8 protein-coding genes are annotated in these 17,567 nt (G+C 66.5%); 5 read left to right on the top strand and 3 right to left on the bottom strand.

Annotation, left to right across the window (positions count from 1 at the left end; all coding sequences use genetic code 11):
- Positions 1-169: 169 nt before the first annotated feature.
- From F8197_RS01420 to cphA, 5 genes are all read left to right on the top strand, one after another.
- Positions 170-4,567 (top strand): DEAD/DEAH box helicase, encoded by a 4,398-nt coding sequence (locus F8197_RS01420; RefSeq protein WP_152880755.1) that lies wholly within the window; start codon positions 170-172, stop codon positions 4,565-4,567.
- 75 nt (positions 4,568-4,642) lie between these two features.
- Positions 4,643-6,715, top strand: coding sequence for an AsmA family protein (locus F8197_RS01415; RefSeq protein ID WP_152879400.1), 2,073 nt, complete (start codon positions 4,643-4,645; stop codon positions 6,713-6,715).
- Positions 6,716-6,837: 122 nt separating this feature from the next.
- The gene (locus F8197_RS01410; protein ID WP_152879398.1) at positions 6,838-8,310 is read left to right on the top strand and encodes an iron-containing redox enzyme family protein; all 1,473 of its coding nucleotides are present in this window, start codon (positions 6,838-6,840) and stop codon (positions 8,308-8,310) included.
- Between the two features lie 20 nt (positions 8,311-8,330).
- Positions 8,331-9,149 carry a cyanophycinase gene (locus F8197_RS01405; protein ID WP_152879396.1) on the top strand — a complete coding sequence of 273 codons (819 nt, stop codon included), beginning with the start codon at positions 8,331-8,333 and terminating at the stop codon, positions 9,147-9,149.
- Positions 9,146-11,824, top strand: coding sequence for a cyanophycin synthetase (gene cphA / locus F8197_RS01400; RefSeq protein ID WP_152879394.1), 2,679 nt, complete (start codon positions 9,146-9,148; stop codon positions 11,822-11,824). Before F8197_RS01405 ends, cphA begins: the two co-directional genes overlap by 4 nt.
- On the opposite strand, the gene F8197_RS01395 is transcribed toward cphA, so the two are convergent.
- The 3 genes from F8197_RS01395 to F8197_RS01385 form a co-directional block, all read right to left on the bottom strand.
- Positions 11,825-14,209 carry a glycoside hydrolase family 127 protein gene (locus F8197_RS01395; RefSeq protein WP_227012011.1) on the bottom strand — a complete coding sequence of 795 codons (2,385 nt, stop codon included), beginning with the start codon at positions 14,207-14,209 and terminating at the stop codon, positions 11,825-11,827.
- 107 nt (positions 14,210-14,316) lie between these two features.
- Positions 14,317-15,663 carry a sigma-54 dependent transcriptional regulator gene (locus F8197_RS01390; protein ID WP_152879392.1) on the bottom strand — a complete coding sequence of 449 codons (1,347 nt, stop codon included), beginning with the start codon at positions 15,661-15,663 and terminating at the stop codon, positions 14,317-14,319.
- Positions 15,656-17,521, bottom strand: coding sequence for an ATP-binding protein (locus F8197_RS01385; protein WP_152879390.1), 1,866 nt, complete (start codon positions 17,519-17,521; stop codon positions 15,656-15,658). The genes F8197_RS01390 and F8197_RS01385 overlap by 8 nt, the downstream gene beginning before the upstream one ends.
- Positions 17,522-17,567 lie beyond the last annotated feature (46 nt).

Here is a 17,567-nt window from a genome sequence, read left to right as displayed (position 1 = left end):
GCGCCGACCTGTAGCCAATATAGAGCGGCCCGGAAGTTGGCGAAATCGCACCTTGGTAATGCCAACTCATACTTAGGTTTAGATTCATCGGTACATGCCTTGATTGCATGACTCAATTACAATGGTTCGCATTATTGCGTTCACCGACTTCGCCCCCATCTTCGTCTCCATGAGCCAACCCGCCCGCCAAGACTGGCAAGACTTCCACCCCGCCGTTGCCGCGTGGTTTGGCGCGACCTTCCCCGCCGCCACCGAAGCGCAGCGCCGCGCCTGGCCGCTGATCCAGGCCGGCCGCCCCACCCTGATCGCCGCGCCCACCGGCTCGGGCAAAACGCTGACGGCTTTCCTGGCCGCGATCGATGCGCTGGTGCGCGAGAGCGGCGCCGGCCCGCTGCCCGATGTCACGCGGGTGCTGTATGTCTCGCCGTTGAAGGCCTTGTCCAACGATATCCAGGTAAACCTGCTCGCGCCGCTGGAGGGCATCGCCGCGCAGTTGCAGGCGATGGGACTGCCGCCGCACGGCATCCGCAGCGCCGTGCGCACCGGCGACACCACGCAGGCCGAACGCAATGCCATGCGTCGCCGCGCGCCGCACATCCTGGTATCCACGCCCGAATCGCTGTACGTGCTGCTCGGTTCCGACAGCGGCCGCGCCATGCTGGCCGGCGTGCGCACGGTGATCGTCGATGAAATCCACGCGGTAGCCGGCAGCAAGCGTGGCAGCCACCTGTCGCTGAGCCTGGAGCGGCTCGACGCCTTGTGCGAGACGCCACCGGTGCGCATCGGCCTGTCGGCCACGCAAAAACCCTTGTCCACCGTGGCGCATTTCCTGGCCGGTACCGGTGAAGACTGCGCGGTGGTGGACGTGGGCCACGTGCGCGCGCGCGACCTGGGGCTGGAACTGCCGCCGGTGCCGCTGGAAGCGGTGATGCCCAACGAAGTGTGGGAGCGCGTGTACGACAAGCTGGCGGAGCTGACCGTCCTGCACCGCACCACGCTGGTGTTCGTCAATACCCGGCGCATGGCCGAGCGCATGGCGCGCCACCTGGCCGACCGCCTGGGCGGCGAACACGTGGCCGCGCACCACGGCAGCCTGTCCAAGGAATACCGGCTCGATGCCGAGCAGCGCCTCAAGCGCGGCGATTTGCGGGTGCTGGTCGCTACTGCCTCGCTGGAACTGGGCATCGACATCGGCGACGTGGACCTCGTTTGCCAGATCGGCTCTCCGCGCAGCATTGCCGCCTTCCTGCAACGCGTGGGCCGCTCGGGCCACCACGTGGGCGGGCTGCCCAAGGGACGGCTGTTTCCCACCTCGCGCGACGACCTGGTGGAATGCGCGGCGCTGCTCGACTGCGTGCGCCGCGACGAGCTCGATATCCTGCATGTGCCGGTGGCGCCGCTCGACGTGCTGGCCCAGCACATCGTGGCCGAAGTGGCCAGCCGAGAGTGGCGCGAGGGCGACCTGTTTGCCCTGATGCGGCAGGCCTGGCCCTACGCCACCCTCGCCCGCGACCGTTTCGACGCGGTGCTGCGCATGCTCTCGGAAGGCTACACCACCCGCCACGGCGTGCGCGGCGCCTACCTGCACCGCGATACCGTGAGCGGCACCGTACGCGGACGGCGCGGCGGCAAGCTCACCGCCGTCACCTCTGGCGGCACCATTCCCGACAACGCCGATTACTCGGTGCTGCTCGAACCGCAGGGCATCTCGATCGGCACCGTGCACGAGGACTTCGCGGTCGAAAGCCTGGCCGGCGACGTTTTCCAGCTCGGGAACACGTCGTACCGCATCCAGCGCATCGACGCCGGCAAGGTGCGGGTGGAAGACGCCCACGGCGCCGCGCCCAACATCCCGTTCTGGATCGGCGAGGCGCCGGGCCGCAGCGACGAGCTGTCGTTCGGCGTGGCGCGCCTGCGCGGCGAGATCGACCGGCTGCTGGGCCGTGCCGACGGCGAGTCCGGCGCAGCCGCATTGGAACGCGCCATCGACTGGCTGCACGAACACCTGGGGCTGAACGACGACGCCGCGCGCCAGATCGTCGACTACCTGGCCCGCGCCCGCTCCGCTTTGGGCGCACTGCCCACCCACGACACGCTGGTGATGGAGCGCTTTTTCGACGAATCGGGCGGCATGCAGCTGGTGCTGCATACGCCGTACGGCAGCCGCATCAACCGCGCCTGGGGCCTCGCCTTGCGCAAGCGCTTCTGCCGCAATTTCAATTTCGAATTGCAGGCCGCCGCCACCGAAGACGCCATCGTGCTGTCACTGTCCGAGAGCCACAGCTTCCCGCTCGACGAGGTATGGCGCTACCTGCGCGCCGCCACCGCCGAGCAGGTGCTGGTGCAGGCGCTGCTCGACGCGCCGCTGTTCAACGTGCGGTGGCGCTGGAACGCCACCACCGCGCTGGCCTTGCCCCGCTACGCAGGTGGGCGCAAGGTCGCGCCGCAACTGCAAAGAATGAAAAGCGACGACCTGCTGGCCGCCGTCTTTCCCGACCAGGCGGCGTGCCTGGAAAATATCGTCGGCGAACGCGAACTGCCGAGCCACCCGCTGGTGGACCAGACGCTGGACGACTGCCTGCACGAGGCGATGGACAGCGAAGGCTGGCTGGCCCTGTTGCAGCGCATGGAGGCGGGCGAGGTGCGGCTGCTGGCGCGCGACCTGCCGGCGCCGTCGCCGCTGGCGATGGAAATCCTCAACGCCCGCCCTTACGCCTTTCTGGACGACGCACCGCTGGAAGAGCGCCGCACCCAGGCAGTGCTCAACCGCCGCTGGACCGACCCCGCCTCCACCGACGACCTGGGCGCGCTGGACGCCGGCGCCATCGAGGCCGTGGCACAGGAAGCGTGGCCCGATGTGCGCAACAGCGACGAGATGCACGAGGCGCTGGTCGCCCTGGCCGCCATTACGCAGGACGAGGCCAGCGCCAACGCCGGCTGGACCGGCTGGCTGCAAGCGCTGGTGGCCGGCGGACGCGCCACGCTGCTGGCCGATGGCGACACGCAGCTGTGGGTGGCGCTCGAACGGCTGGCCTGCCTGCAAGCGGCATATCCGCACGCATCACGCACACCGCCACTGACGCCGCCACCGGCCCACCTTGACGACGAAGCCTGGACCCGCGACAGCGCGCTGGTGGAACTGCTGCGCGCGCGCCTGAGCGGCTTCGGCCCGCAGACCATCGCCGCCATCGCCGCCCCGCTGGGTTTGAATGCATCGGCAACGACTATCGCGCTCACCCGACTGGAGAGCGAAGGCTACGTGATGCGCGGCCGCTTTACGCCCGGTACGGAGGACGAGGAATGGGTGGAACGCCACCTGCTGGCGCGCATCCACCGCTACACCATCAAGCGACTGCGGCGCGAGATCGAGCCGGTCGAGCGCCAGGACTTCATGCGCTTCCTGTTCGACTGGCAGCACCTGTCCGAAGGTAACCAGCTCAGTGGTCAGGAGGCGCTGGCGCAAATCCTGGCGCAGCTCGAAGGCTACGAGGCAGCCGCCGGCGGCTGGGAAAGCGACCTGCTGGCCCTGCGCGTGGCAGACTATTCGAACACCTGGCTCGACGACCTGTGCCGCGCCGGCAAAATCGTCTGGACCCGCGTGGGCGCGCCCAGTTCCGCCGCCGGCGGCCCGGTGCGCGGCACGCCGCTGGTGCTGCTGCCCCGCCGTCAACTGGCGCTGTGGCACGCGCTGCCGGCGGTCGCTGGCGAGATCACCGTATCGGCCCGCGCCGCGCGGGTGCTGGCTGCGCTGCGCAGCGAAGGCGCGATGTTCTTCGACGAACTGACGCGCGACGCCCGCCTGCTCGGTGCGGAGCTGGAAACCGCGCTGGGCGAGCTGGTGGCCACGGGCCTGGTCAATGCCGACAGCTACGCCGGCCTGCGCGCGATGCTGGCGCCGGCAGCCAGGCGCAACACGCTCGATAAACGCCGCCGGCGCGGCATGGTGGGCGCAGGGCCTGCGATGGAGGAAGCCGGCCGCTGGGCGCTGGTGCGCCGCGCCGACGGCGTCACCATCGTCGAACGGCCCAGCGAGATCGTCGCCGCCGGCGAACCCACGCCAGCAAATCCCGCGAAAAAGCCGACGGCGCCGGCGCGCCGGCCACGCACCGATCCCGAAACGCTGGAACACATCGCCATGACCTTGTTGCGCCGCTATGGAGTGATGTTCTGGCGGCTGCTCGAGCGCGAGGCATCGTGGATGCCGGCCTGGCGCGAACTGCTGCCCGTCTATCACCGGCTCGAAGCACGCGGCGACATCCGTGGCGGGCGCTTCGTGGCCGGCCTGTCGGGCGAACAGTTCGCGCTGCCCGAAGCGATTCCGCTGCTGCGCGACATGCGGCGGCGCCCGCACGATGGCGCCCTGGTATGCCTGTCCGGCATCGACCCGCTCAACCTGTGCGGCACCCTGCTTCCCGGCGACAAGGTGCCGGCGCTGGCCGGCAACCGCATCCTGTTCCGCGACGGCCTGCCGGTGGCCACCCAGGCGGGCAACAAGCTGCGCTACATGGGCACACCGGAACCGGTCGAACGCGAACTGCTGCGCGCGCACCTGCTAACCAACAGTTAGCCTTGCGGCAACCAACCTTGCGCGTATGTGGTGAAGCGCACATTAATGGGGAGTTGTCAGGCCTACCATGAGGCCATGACAAAATCACGCCCACTCAATATCTTCCTCGCGATCCTCGCCTTCCTCGTGCTGGTGCTGGTGGCGGTCGTCGTCTTCATCCTGACGTTCGACTGGAATCGCGCCAAGCCCTACATCAACAACAAGGTGTCGGAGAGTATCGGCCGCGAGTTCGCCATCAAGGGCGATCTCAGCGTGCGCTTCAAGTGGAAGGAACCGAACGAAACGGGCTGGCGCCACTACGTGCCCCGGCCGCAGATCAACGCTGCCGACGTCCACATCGCTAACCCGGAATGGACCAAGGCCGGGCCGCAGCTGGTCAGCGTGGGCAACGTGGCCGCCGGCATCCACTTGCTGCCGCTGCTGCACAAGGAAGCGCACATCTCCGACCTGGCTGTCGAAAAGCTGGCCGTGGCCGCTGAGCGCCGCGCCGACGGCACCAACACCTGGACCTTCAAGGACAACGGCCCGTCGGAATGGGACGTCAATATCGACCGCGTGCAGCTGAGCGAAGGCACGGCGCGCTATATCGACCGTGGCATCGATCTCGATGTCAACGCCAAGGCGGAGACCTTGTCTGGTGACGAAGCGAAGACTTACGGCCTGCGCTTCATCTTGGGCGGCACCTACCGCGATGCCAAAATCGTCGGCGGCGGCAAGACCGGCAACGTGCTTTCGCTGCAGCAGGACCACCTCAAGTTCCCGATCCAGGCCGATGCCGCCGCCGGCAAGAACAAGCTGGCCCTGGAAGGTATCATTACCGATCCGCGTTCGCTGGCCGGCATCGACCTCAATATGTCGCTGGCCGGGGCCTCGATGGCCGACCTGTATGCGATTACCGGCGTGCTGCTGCCGGCCACGCCGCCGTATGCCACCAAGGGTCGCCTGGTGGGCAAAAAAGCCGGCGCGAACTGGAACTGGGCCTATCGCAATTTCACCGGCACGGTCGGCGGCAGCGACCTCGAAGGCACGCTCGAATACAGCGTGCGCAAACCGCGGCCGCTGCTGACCGGCGCCGTGCAATCGAAACAGTTGCGCCTCGAAGACCTGGGCCCCACCATCGGCGCCGACTCCAACGAAGACAAGGCAGCGCGCGGCCAGAAAAAAGTCCAGCCGAATGGCAAGGCCCTGCCCGTCGAGCAGTTCAATACCGAGAAATGGGACGCGCTCGATGCCGACGTCAAGTTCACCGGTAAAAAGCTGGTGCGCACGGCCGATATTCCATTTACCGACGTGGAAACCCGTATCCGCATGAAGGACAAGGTGCTCACCCTCACGCCGCTCAACTTCGGCATGGCCGGCGGTTCGGTCTCGTCCAACATCCGCCTCGATGGCCGCAACAACACCATCGATGCCCAGATGCGCGCGGCCGCACGTCACCTGAAAATCAAGCAGCTGTTCCCCAAGCTGGAATCGATGCAGGGCAGCGTGGGTGAAGTCAACGCTGACGTGGCGCTCGCTGGCAAGGGCAACTCGGTATCGACCATGCTGGCCACGTCCAATGGTGAACTGGGCGCCACCGTCAGCGATGGCACGGTCAGCAAATTCATTCTCGAAGCGGCGGGCCTGAACGTGGCCAACCTGGTGTTCGTCAAACTGTTCGGCGACAAGCAGGTGCAGCTCAATTGCGGCGCCGGCGACTTCGTGGTGGAACGCGGCAACGCGCAAATCCGCCGCTTCGTGGTCGATACCGACGAAGCGGTAATCAATGTCGCGGGTTCCGTCAACCTGGCCACCGAGCAGCTGGACCTCGACGTCAAGCCGCAGACCAAGGGCGCCCGCATCATCACGCTGCGCACGCCGCTGTACGCCAGGGGCACCTTCACCGACCCGAAAGTGGGACCGCATGTCGGCCCGCTGGCGTTGAAAGGTGGCGCGGCGGTGGCACTGGCGTCCGTGGTCAATCCGCTGGCAGCGCTGCTGCCTTTGATTAACGTCAGCAAGGTGGAACCGGTCAATTGCGCTGCGGCGCTGGCCGATGCCACCCGCACCCGCAACCTGGCGCAATCGCCGTCCGCAACGCGCAATGTGCAGGCCAAAAAGCCGGTGCCCGATGCGCAGAATGTCACGCCGGTTCCCAGCAAAAAGTAAGCACTGATCCCCTGAGGCAATACGTGTAATCATCGTCTTACACAGCCTCAGGGGGAGCACCGATATCACGTCTTTCCCCCGCCCGGGATAATGCATTAAATAAACCAGTTTCCGGGCCTCCCATGCAAACCTCCCTCGCGCCACTGTTGTCGTCAGCGCCTTCGGCGTCCTCCACGCCATCGGCGAAAGAACTTTATTTTTTGCTTGAACATGGCGCATTGACCGAGCACCGCGACACTGCGCGCGGCTACCTCGACCGCCAGCTGCAAGCGGCGCGCGCGCTGCAGGACGACGTGCCGGCCGACGTCACCGCAATGGGCGAGTGGATGCGCGCGCGCAGCGTGGCCGTCGGCCAGCAGTACCGCGACTATCTCGACGCTCGGCGCAGCGGCGCCCCGCGCCGCTACTTCGCCAGCAAATCCCACGCGATGTACTTCATCAAGGCGGTCGCACCAACCAAGTTGGTCGATGGCGCCTGGCTGTTTGCCCTGCTCGAGCGCTGGGAGGATCCCGATTTCCGTCCGCTGATTCAAACATACCTGGAAGAACTGGGCGACGGCATCGCTGAAAAAAACCACGTGGTCCTGTACAAGAAGCTGCTGGCGGGCCTCGAATGCGACCAGTGGCGCGGCCTCGACGACGACAAGTTCGTGCAAGGCGCAATCCAGCTGGCGTTGGCGGCGGACGCCGAACACTACCTGCCCGAAATCGTCGGCTACAACCTCGGTTACGAACAACTGCCGCTGCACCTGCTCATCACGTCATATGAGCTCAACGAGCTGGGCATCGATCCCTATTACTTCACGCTGCACATCACGGTGGACAACGCCGGCACCGGCCACGCCCACAAGGCGCTGCAAGGCGTGCAGCAGTTGATGGCCAATGCCGCCGACCCGGCCGACTTCCAGCGCCGCATGCTCGACGGCTACCGCCTGAACGACCTGGGCGCCTGCACCATGTCGGTCATCGACGAATTCGACCTGGAAGCGGAGCTGGTGCAGATCATGCAGGACAAAAGCGTGGTCGGTCAGAACATGCACTCCGATTACTGCCGCGTGGCGGGCCGCAGCATCAACGACTGGCTGGCCGAACCCGCGCAAATCCCGCACATGCTGCTGGAACTGGAAAACGCCGGGTGGATCAAGCGCGGCGAACCGGCCGAAAACAGCCGCTTCTGGAAACTGATCCAGAGCGAGCGCGCCGAGATGTTCGGCGTGTTCAGCAGCTATGAACAGCAGATTTTGCGCGACTGGATCGCCACGCCACGCGCGGCCACCGCGCAAGCACCTGCCACGGGCGCGCGTGTGATCAGCTTCCGCGCCCGCCAGCGCGCCATGGAAACGCTCGGTGACGGCGCTGCCACGCGCCCCAATGCCAACAAGCCGCGCGGCGTGATCCGCCACCATCCGGCACGCGAAGCGGACCTCGATGCCGGCGACGGCGGCTCGGAACTGCGCCGCCTGGAACAGCGCCTGGCCGCCGCCGGCAGTAAGCCAGCCGCGATGACCATGCTGATCGACCTGATGTCGCCTGCACGCCATCACAGCGCTGCCGGCCTGATGGCCACCCGCATCTTCCGCCAACTGCTGGCGTAAGCATGGGCACCGGCCACCTGATGATCATAGGCGGAGGCGAAGACCGCACCGATGACAAGACCGTATTGACCCGTTTCGTTGAAATGGCCGGCGGCGCCGAATGCCGCTTCGTCGTCATCACCACCGCCAGCCGCGTGCCGGACAAGGTTTGGGAGATGTATGACACGGCGTTCGCCGACCTCGGTGTCGCCGCCCGCAAACACCTGCATCTCGACTCGCGTGCCGATGCCAACAACCGCGAGCTGGTTGCCGAGATCGAGCAGGCCGACGGCATCTTCATGACCGGCGGCGACCAGAAGCGCCTGATGGCCATCATCGGCGGCACGCTGGCCGACGAAGCGATGCACCGCGCGCTGATCGAACGCGGCGCGGTGATTGCCGGGACCAGCGCCGGCGCGTCGGCCATGTCCAACCACATGCTTGCCGACGGCAAGACCGATCTGCATCCCGAGAAGGGTGCGGTGCACCTGGGCGCGGGCCTGGGGCTGATCAACCGCGTGGTGATCGACCAGCATTTCTCGCAGCGCCACCGCCTTGCGCGGTTGCTCACCGTAGTTGCGTCCAATCCGCATTTGCTCGGCATCGGCATCGATGAAGACACTGCGCTGATCGTCACGCCGGGCTCCGGCATCGAAGTGATCGGCGATGGCGCCGTCACCATTGCCGACGGCCGCGACACCATCACCAATATCGCTGACCTGCCGCAGCACGGTTGCCCGGAACTGATCGACGTCCGGCTGCACCTGCTGCCTTCCGGTTCGCGCTACCAGACCGGCGAAGCGCCAGCGCCGCTCGCACATTTTATGCACATCGTCACCCATAGGAACACCCTGTCATGAACATCATCGAACAACGCGTGCTGCGTGGCCCCAATCTCTACAGCAGCGCGCGGTGCCTGCTTACCGTGATCGACCTGGCCGAATTGCAGGGCGTGAGCACCAGCGCCCTGCCCAACTTCAACGACGCGCTGCTGGAACTGATCCCAAGCCTGGGCCAACACTATTCACCGCCCGGTAAGCCGGGCGGCTTTGTGCAGCGCCTGCAGCAGGGCACCTACATGGCGCGCGTGGTCGAACACGTGGCGCTGGAACTGCAAACCCTGGCCGGCGCGCCGGTGGGATTCGGCCGTTCGACGCCGATCGCGGGACAACCGGGCCGCTACCGCGTCGTCTGCGGCTACCAGTTCGAGCAGGTGGCGCAGGAAGCGTTCGCCCTCGCGCTGGACCTGGTGTCCACGCTGGCCCGCGACCAGCCGTTCGACCTGGAAGAACCACTGGCAGAACTGCGCGACCACGCCGAGCGCCGCGCCATCGGCACCAGCACCGCCGCCGTCATCGACGCTGCCACCCGGCGCGGCATCCCGAGCCTGCGTCTGACCGAAGAGGCCAACCTGTTCCAGCTGGGATGGGGCTCGCGCCAGAAGCGGCTGCAGGCCACCGTCACCGGCAATACGTCGCTGGTGGCCGCCAATATCGCCAGCGACAAGCAGCTGACCAAGACCCTGCTGGCAGAAGCCGGCGTGCCGGTACCGCGCGGGCGCCTGGTCACCGACGTGGAGCAGGCGCAGCGCGCAGCGCGCCGTATCGGTGTGCCGGTCACCATCAAGCCGCTCGACGCCAACCAGGGCAAGGGCGTGACCACCGTGTGCGTCACCCCGGAGCAGATCGAAACCGCGTTCGACCACGCGCGCGGCTACAGCCGCCGCGTGATCGTGGAAAAATACCTCGAAGGCGCAGATTTCCGCGTGCTGGTCACTGGCGGCAAGGTGGCAGCCGCCTCGCGCCGCCGCCCGCCGGAAGTGACCGGCGACGGCGTCCGCACCATCGCCGAACTGGTGGCGCACGAAAACCTCAATCCGGCGCGTGGCGACGGCCATACCAATATTCTGACCAAGATGCGGCTCGACCAGATCGCCGAAGATTTGGTGCAGAAGCAAGGCTACGCGTTCGACAGCGTACCGCCGGCGGGCGCCGTCGTCGCCCTGCGCGGCAACGCCAACCTGTCCACCGGCGGCACTGCAGAGGATGCAACCGACCTGCTGCACCCGTCCACGCGCGAGATCTGCATCCGCGCCGCGCGCACCATCGGGCTCGATATCGCCGGCATCGACATCATCTGCCGCGACATCGGCGTGCCGCTCGACGAACAGGACGGCGGCATCATCGAAGTGAACGCCGCACCGGGCATCCGCATGCACCAGTACCCGAGCAGCGGCCAGCCGCGCGACGCCGGCGACGCCATCGTGGAAGCCATGTACGGCAAGGACAACGGCCGCATCCCGGTCGTTGCCGTCACCGGCACCAATGGCAAGACCACCACCACCCTGCTGCTCGGCCATGCCGCACGCGTGGCCAGGCTGGGCACCGGCGTGACCACCACCGAGGGTGTGTTTATCAACGGCGTGCGCGTCGATCAGGGCGACTGCTCCGGCTACTGGTCGGCGCGCAAGGTGCTCACGTCCACGGAAGTGGACTTCGCGGTGCTGGAAACGGCGCGCGGCGGCATCCTCAAACGCGGCCTGGCGTTCGACCGCTGCGACGTGGGCGTGGTATTGAATGTGAGCGCCGACCACCTGGGCATGGACGGCGTGGAAACGCTGGACGAGCTGGCGGAAGTCAAAGCCGTGGTGGCGCGCACCGCCAGCCGCGCGGTGGTGCTCAATGCAGAAGACCCGTATTGCGTGCGCATGGCGTCGCAGGTGGAGGAAGGCGTGGAAGTACTGTACTTCTCGCTCGATCCCGAACATCCGGTGCTGCTCACCCACCTGCAACAAGGTGGCCGCGCCACCTGGCTGCAGGGCGGCGTGCTGATGATCGGCCACGGCAGCCGCCACGAGGCGCTGGTCAGCACGGCGGCCATGCCGATGTCGGTGCAGGGCCACGCCATGTTCAACATCGCCAACGCGCTGGCGGCCACCGCCGCGCTGATCGCCAGCGATTTCACGCTGCCCAGGATCGCCGAGGCATTGACGACCTTCGTGTCGGACAGCCATAACAACCCGCTGCGCGCGAATATCTACAGCATCGGCCAGGCCACGCTGGTAATCGATTACGCGCACAACCCGGCCGCCTATCGCGCGCTGGGCAAGATGGCCCGTTCATTGTCCGGGACTGGGACCGGCTCGTCCGGCAAGGTAATCGGCGTGGTGACTGCCCCGGGCGACCGCCGCGACGCCGACCTGCGCGACATCGGCCGCAACTGCGCGATCGACTTCAACGAATTGATCGTCTATCAGTCCAACCGGCGCGGTCGTGGCGACGGCCAGACCGGCGCCCTGATCGTGGAGGGCATCCGCCAGCAACTGAGCGGCGATGGCACGGCCGTGCAAATCGACGACGTGCAGCAGGCGCTGGCTGTGGCGATCGCCAAGTGCCAGCCGGGCGATGTGCTGGTGTTTTCATCGCCCTCGACGCCGCATGTGCTGGTCGAAGCACTGCGCCCGTTTTACCCGGAAAACGCCGCCATCATCGCGGCCGACCTGCAACCGGTACACAGCGAGTGCAACGACGCCTGATCACCCGGCCCGATACAGCCGCACGCCGAACACCGGGCCGGCGGTGTGGCCCGGTTCCGGTTCGAAGCGCACGGTGATCGCCTGCTTGCCCTGCGTGAGCGCTGGCGGCACCGGGTAGTCTTCATCGAAGAACACGCCGGCATGGCTGGCATCGAGCTTCACCCGCGCCACGCGCACGCCATCGACCAGGATATGAAAGTCGCGGTTGCGTTCCTCGCCCCAGTACCTGGCCTGCAGCACCAGTGGACCGTCGCCGCACTTGAGGCGGAAGCTGAAATAGCCGCCGGTGCGGGCATCGCGCCCCATGCGGCCACGGTATGACACCGGATACGAAATCTCCGATTGCAGGTCGTGGTCGCGCTCCGGCTGCATTTCGCCCAGGTGCATCACGTCCACCGACCGCGCCGCCAGCGCCTTCAGTCTGGCTTCTTCCTTGCGGAATGCCGCTTCGGACGCCGCCCACTGCGGTTCCGTGTAGGCGTTGAAGTACACGGCCGCACGGCGCTCGTACTGCGAAAAGAACGGCTTGAATGTCATGTCGCCGGGACGGCCGCTGCCCACGCTGCGATAGGTGGCGTTCTTGCTGTCCACCGGCGTGAACGCGGCGAGAATGTCGGCGCCCACCAGCGCTGGCGCCAGGCCGTCGAACGGCTGGTCCGACGGTCCCAGGTCTGCTGCCAGCACCATCGGCCCGCGCAACAGCGCCTGCACCTGCCCGTTGCCGGCCGCCGCTTCCAGGCGCAACTCGAGCGGCAGCGACAGCCGCACCTTGTCTCCCGCTTTCCAACGCCGGCGCAGCAGCAAATAGCCATGGCCGCGCGCAGCGTGGTACGGTTTGCCATTGACCAGCAGCGTGTGGTTCTCCGCCCATGCCGGCAGCCGCAGCGCCAGCGTGGTGGCGCGCGGCGCTGCGATGCGTTCGATCGCGATGTCGATGTCGCCTTCGTACGGGTAGCGCGTGGTCATCTCCAAGGTGGCCGCCGCCTGGCGCCACTCCACCCTGGACGCAATGTACAGGTTGACGAACAGGGTGTCGCCGTTTTCCCAGTAAATGGAGTCGCCGTGCTTGGCGTGGCTCTCCATGCCGGACAGCACGCAGCACCAGAAGTCGCTTTCTTCGCTTGAATATTCGCGCGCCACGCCGGACATCAATGGCGTCATGTACGTGAACATGCCGGTGCGCGGATTCTGGTGCGCCAGGATGTGATTGAGGTGGGTGCGCTCGTAGTAATCGAAGTAGGCGGCGTGCGGCGCCCAGCCGTATAGCTGGCGCGTCATCTTGAGCATGTTGTAGCTGCAGCAGGCCTCGCAGGTCTGCTCGGTGATATGGGCGGCGATGGTGTCGGGCGCGGAAAAATATTCGCGGTCGCCGTGGCCGCCGATCACGTAGCTGTGGTGCTGCGTTACGCGCTGCCAGAAAAAGCGCGTGGTCTCCGCATAACCGGGGTTCGGATCCACCTCGTGCAGGCGCGCAAGGCCCAGCAGCTTGGGGATCTGGGTGTTGGCGTGCAGGTTGGCCAGTTCGTCGCGTCCGCGCGCCAGCGGTTCCAGCGCCTTCCTGTGATACAGGCGGTGTGCCAGCGCCAGCCAGCGGCGGTCGTGCGTGCGCGCATACAGTTCGGCGAAACTCTCGTTGATGCCGCCATGTTCGCAGGCCAGCACCTGCTGCAACTGGTCGTCGTCGAGCGCGGCGCACACATTGGCCAGGTAGCCGGCCAGCCCGATGGCGACTTGCAGTGCCTGCGTGTTGCCGGTGTAAGTGTGGGCATCGAACAGGCCAGCAAACACCTTGTGCCAGTTATACAGCGGCACCCAGCAGCCATTGAGATCGAAGCCCGCCGAGCGGATCTCGCCGCGCATGATCTCGGGGAAGATCTCCTTGCCATCGACCACGGTGCCGTCCTTGCGCTTGCGCATGAAGCCGCCGATATAGCCGTCGCCCTGCGCCTGCTGCACGCGCGCCAGTTCGGCCACGATGTAATCGATGCGCGGCTTCAGTGCCGCATCCCCGGTCTGCGCATGCATCAGCGCCAGCGCGGACAGGTAGTGACCCAGGCCTTCGCCGGCAATCGTGTCCGACTCCCAGCCGCCGTAGATGGCGCCCTTGACCGGCAAGCCGGCAAACTTGTGATAGTTGTGCAGGAAGCGGTCGGCGCTCAGGCGCAGCAGGTAGGCCTGGTTGGCATGCACCGCGTCCGCATACACCGATGGCAGCAACCGCACCGCCGACAGTGGCACGGCGCGCGCCGAACCGGGAATCGCGGCCGGTGGCTCACCTGTACTTGCCGCACCTGCTACGGCATTGGCGCCCCACCCGGCCAGCCCGAGGCTGGCAGCGCCCTTCAATAACAGGCGGCGGTGGCGAAACGGAACGGGTACGTGCATGGCTGGTCCTCGAGCAGGGAATCAGCCCCTAATTTACCGCGACGCCTGCCCTCTCGTCTTGCATGGCTGGCGCGCAAACGATGACGAATTGTGCACAATGGCCTGCTTTACGAGTTCTTGTACTCGTCCGACGTCAAGCCATACTTCTGCATCTTGTAATACAAGGTCTGCTTCGGCACGCCCAGCGCTACGCTCACCTCCGTCACGCTGCCGCCGGCCTTGCGCAGCTCCTGCTCGATGACCGCGCGCTCGAATCCGCCCACCTGGTCGGCCAGCGGCACCGGCGCCAGGTTTTTCACCGACAGCAGGCCGTCCGCACCGCTCGACAGGCCCAATGCGTAGCGCTCGGCGATGTTGCGCAGTTCACGCACATTGCCGGGCCAGTCGTGCGCCATCAGCGACTGCATCAGCGGTCCCGGCACCGGCGGCACCACGCGCTGGTAGCGCGCGGCAGCGCCCAGCAGGAAGTGCTCGAACAGCAGCGGGATGTCCTCGCGCCGTTCGCGCAGCGGGGGCAAATTCAGCACGATCAGGTTCAGGCGGTAGTACAAATCGCTGCGGAACTTCTGCTGGTCCGACCATTCCTTCAAATCGACCTTCGACGCAGCGATCACGCGCAGATCGACCGGCACCGGCGTGTTGGAGCCGAGCCGCTCCACGACCCGCTCCTGCAGCACCCGCAGCAGCTTGACCTGCAGCGGCATGGCCAGGCTCTCGATCTCGTCGAGGAACAGCGAGCCGCCGTCAGCATGTTCGATCTTGCCGATCTGGCGCTTGGCCGCGCCGGTAAACGATCCCTGTTCGTGGCCGAACACTTCGCTCTCGAAGATATTCTCGGGGATGGCGCCGCAGTTGAGGGCGACGAAGTGCTTGTTCTGGCGGCGGCTGTACTGGTGCAGGCAGCGCGCAACCATCTCCTTGCCGGTGCCGGTTTCGCCGTAGATCAGTACATCGGCCGGTGCATCGGCCAGGTCCAGGATCAGGCGCCGCAGGTCGCGCATGGCCGGTGAATCGCCGAGCAGGGTCGCTTCGATGCCCTCGCCATGCTCGATGCGGTGGCGCAGCGCCGCCACCTCCAGGACCAGGCGGCGGGTTTCCAGCGCCCGCTGCACCACTTCCACCAGCTGCTCGGACGAATAGGGCTTGGCGATGAAATCGTAGGCTCCGTCGCGCATGGCGTTGACCGCCATGTTGATGTCGCCGTGGCCGGTAACCAGGATCACCGGCAGCTGGGCGTCGATGGCGTGCACCGCCGCCATCAGATCGAGGCCGCTCATGCCGGGCAGGCGCACGTCGGTCACCACCACGCCTGCAAAACCCGGGGTAATGTGCGCCAGCGCGTTTTCGGCCGCGTGAAAGTCCGTCACCTGCAAGCCGGCCAGGTCCAGCGCCTGGGCGCTGCCGGCGCGCACGCTGGCATCGTCTTCAACCAATAAAATTTTCATATCATGCATTGTTTGTCTCCCGCTCCGCCAAAGGCAGCTCAATGATAAACCGGGCGCCACCGGCCGGCGCGGCTTCCACGCGCAGCAGGCCACCGAATTCGCGCACGATCTGCTCCGAGATCGCCAGCCCCAGGCCCAGGCCCTGCCCTTGCGGTTTTGTCGTAAAAAATGGTTCGAACAGGTGGGCGCGGATGTCTGCCGGCACCCCGGGGCCGCTGTCGGCCACGCCGATCATCACCCGCTCGTCGGTGCGCTCCACCGTCACGGTCAGCTGGCGCACCTCGCTGTCCTGCATGGCGTCGAGCGCGTTGGTAAACAGGTTAACCAGCACCTGCTCCAGGCGATTGCTGTCGCACAGCGCGTGGACGTCGTGGTCCCGCATCGCCATGCGGAAGTTGATGCGCTCCTGCTCCACCCGCCGCTCGACCAGGAACAGTGCGCCGGTAATCGCAGCGGCCACCGGCACCGCCTGCAGGGTAGCGTCAGTTTTGCGCGCGAACTGGCGCAACTGGCCGGTGATCAGGCCCATGCGCGCCACCAGCTGCGAGATGGTGGCCAGGTTGGCGCTGGCCTCGGGCAGGCGTCCGCGTTCAATCAGCACGCGTGCGTTGTCGGCCATGGTGCGCAGCGCGGTCAGGGGCTGGTTCAGTTCATGGGTCATCCCTGCCGACATCTGGCCCAGCACCGCCATCTTGGCAGCCTGGATCAGCTCCGACTGCGCCTGGCGCAGTTGCTGCTCGGCCTTGCGCCGCACCAGGTTTTCTGCGGACAGGTTCTCGGTCATCTGCTGCAGGCTGGCGGTGCGCTCTGCCACCATGGTTTCCAGGTCGTCGTAGGCGCGCTGCAAATCCTCGCGCGCGCGCAGGCGCTGGCGATCAAGGCGGCGGCGCTGGCGCGCATACAGCACCAGCATGGCCAGCAGCGCCTGCGACAGGCAGGCAAAAACCAGGGCGCTGCGTGCGCTGGCTTCGGCCGGTCCCAGGTCGGAAAAATAGACGAACTGCCAGTCGCGCGCGCCGATATGCAGCGACTGGCGCAGCATGCGGCCGCTGCCCAGCGCACCGTCCACGGCCACGATGCTGGTACCGGCTCCCGCGTTCGCGCCGAGCGGGCGCACCTCGCGATAGCCGATCTGCCTGAGCGAGTGCGAGTGGAACTGGCGCGAGCGTTCGAGCTCGCGCCGCACCTCGGGCGCCAGCGGGGCCAGCGTGCCGTATTTCCATTCAGGGACGGAGCTCAGGATGGCGACGCCATTGGCATCGGCCAGCAGCACGCGGTCGCGGCCCTGCACCCAGGACGCTTCCAGCTTTTCGATATTGACCTTGAGCGCCGCCACACCGAGCATATGGCCGTCGCGGTAGATGCCGTGGGCGAAAAAATAACCGGGTTCGCGGCTGGTGGTGCCTACGCCATAGAAGCCGCCCGGCTTGCCGTTCAGCGCATCGCGCACATAGGGGCGGAAGGCGACGTTGTCGCCGACAAAACTGTCGGCTGCGCGCCAGTTGCTGGCCGCCTGAGTAATGCCCTGCAAATTTACGATGTAGATGGTGGTGGCGCGCGACAGCTTGTTGACGCTCTCGAGGTAGGTATTGACCTCGCGCCGCAGCCCGTCGTCGTGCTGGTCGGCGAGCAGCGCGATCACGTCCTTGTTGAGCTCCAGGGTACCGGGCAGGAAGTCGTATTTCGACAGCAGGTTTTCCAGGCCCAGCGCATAGCCTTGCAGGCGCTGGGCGCCCGCTTCGCGCAGGCGCTCGATGGCCGCGTGCTCGGCCCAGCGGCCGGCGACGATGGCCAGCGCCAGGCCGGCCGCCAGCAGCAGCGCGTAAATCAGCAACCGCGGCCACTGCATTTTCTGCGCTGCCGGCATGGATTCCTTTGATTAAACCAGATGAAAGTGTAACTGAGGACCGCTA

This window comes from Duganella sp. FT27W (assembly GCF_009295655.1).
Taxonomy (GTDB): Bacteria; Pseudomonadota; Gammaproteobacteria; order Burkholderiales; family Burkholderiaceae_D; genus Rugamonas; species Rugamonas zoogloeoides.
Note: the sequence above shows the minus strand (reverse complement) of the source record. Positions and strands in the feature narration are given on the sequence as shown.

Coding starts and splice junctions, on each gene's coding strand:
- F8197_RS01390 (WP_152879392.1), bottom strand. CDS start 15,663: ATGCATGATATGAAAATTTTATTGGTTGAAGACGATGCCAGCGTGCGC.
- F8197_RS01385 (WP_152879390.1), bottom strand. CDS start 17,521: ATGCCGGCAGCGCAGAAAATGCAGTGGCCGCGGTTGCTGATTTACGCG.
- F8197_RS01405 (WP_152879396.1), top strand. CDS start 8,331: ATGATCATAGGCGGAGGCGAAGACCGCACCGATGACAAGACCGTATTG.
- F8197_RS01420 (WP_152880755.1), top strand. CDS start 170: ATGAGCCAACCCGCCCGCCAAGACTGGCAAGACTTCCACCCCGCCGTT.
- F8197_RS01395 (WP_227012011.1), bottom strand. CDS start 14,209: ATGCACGTACCCGTTCCGTTTCGCCACCGCCGCCTGTTATTGAAGGGC.
- cphA (WP_152879394.1), top strand. CDS start 9,146: ATGAACATCATCGAACAACGCGTGCTGCGTGGCCCCAATCTCTACAGC.
- F8197_RS01415 (WP_152879400.1), top strand. CDS start 4,643: ATGACAAAATCACGCCCACTCAATATCTTCCTCGCGATCCTCGCCTTC.
- F8197_RS01410 (WP_152879398.1), top strand. CDS start 6,838: ATGCAAACCTCCCTCGCGCCACTGTTGTCGTCAGCGCCTTCGGCGTCC.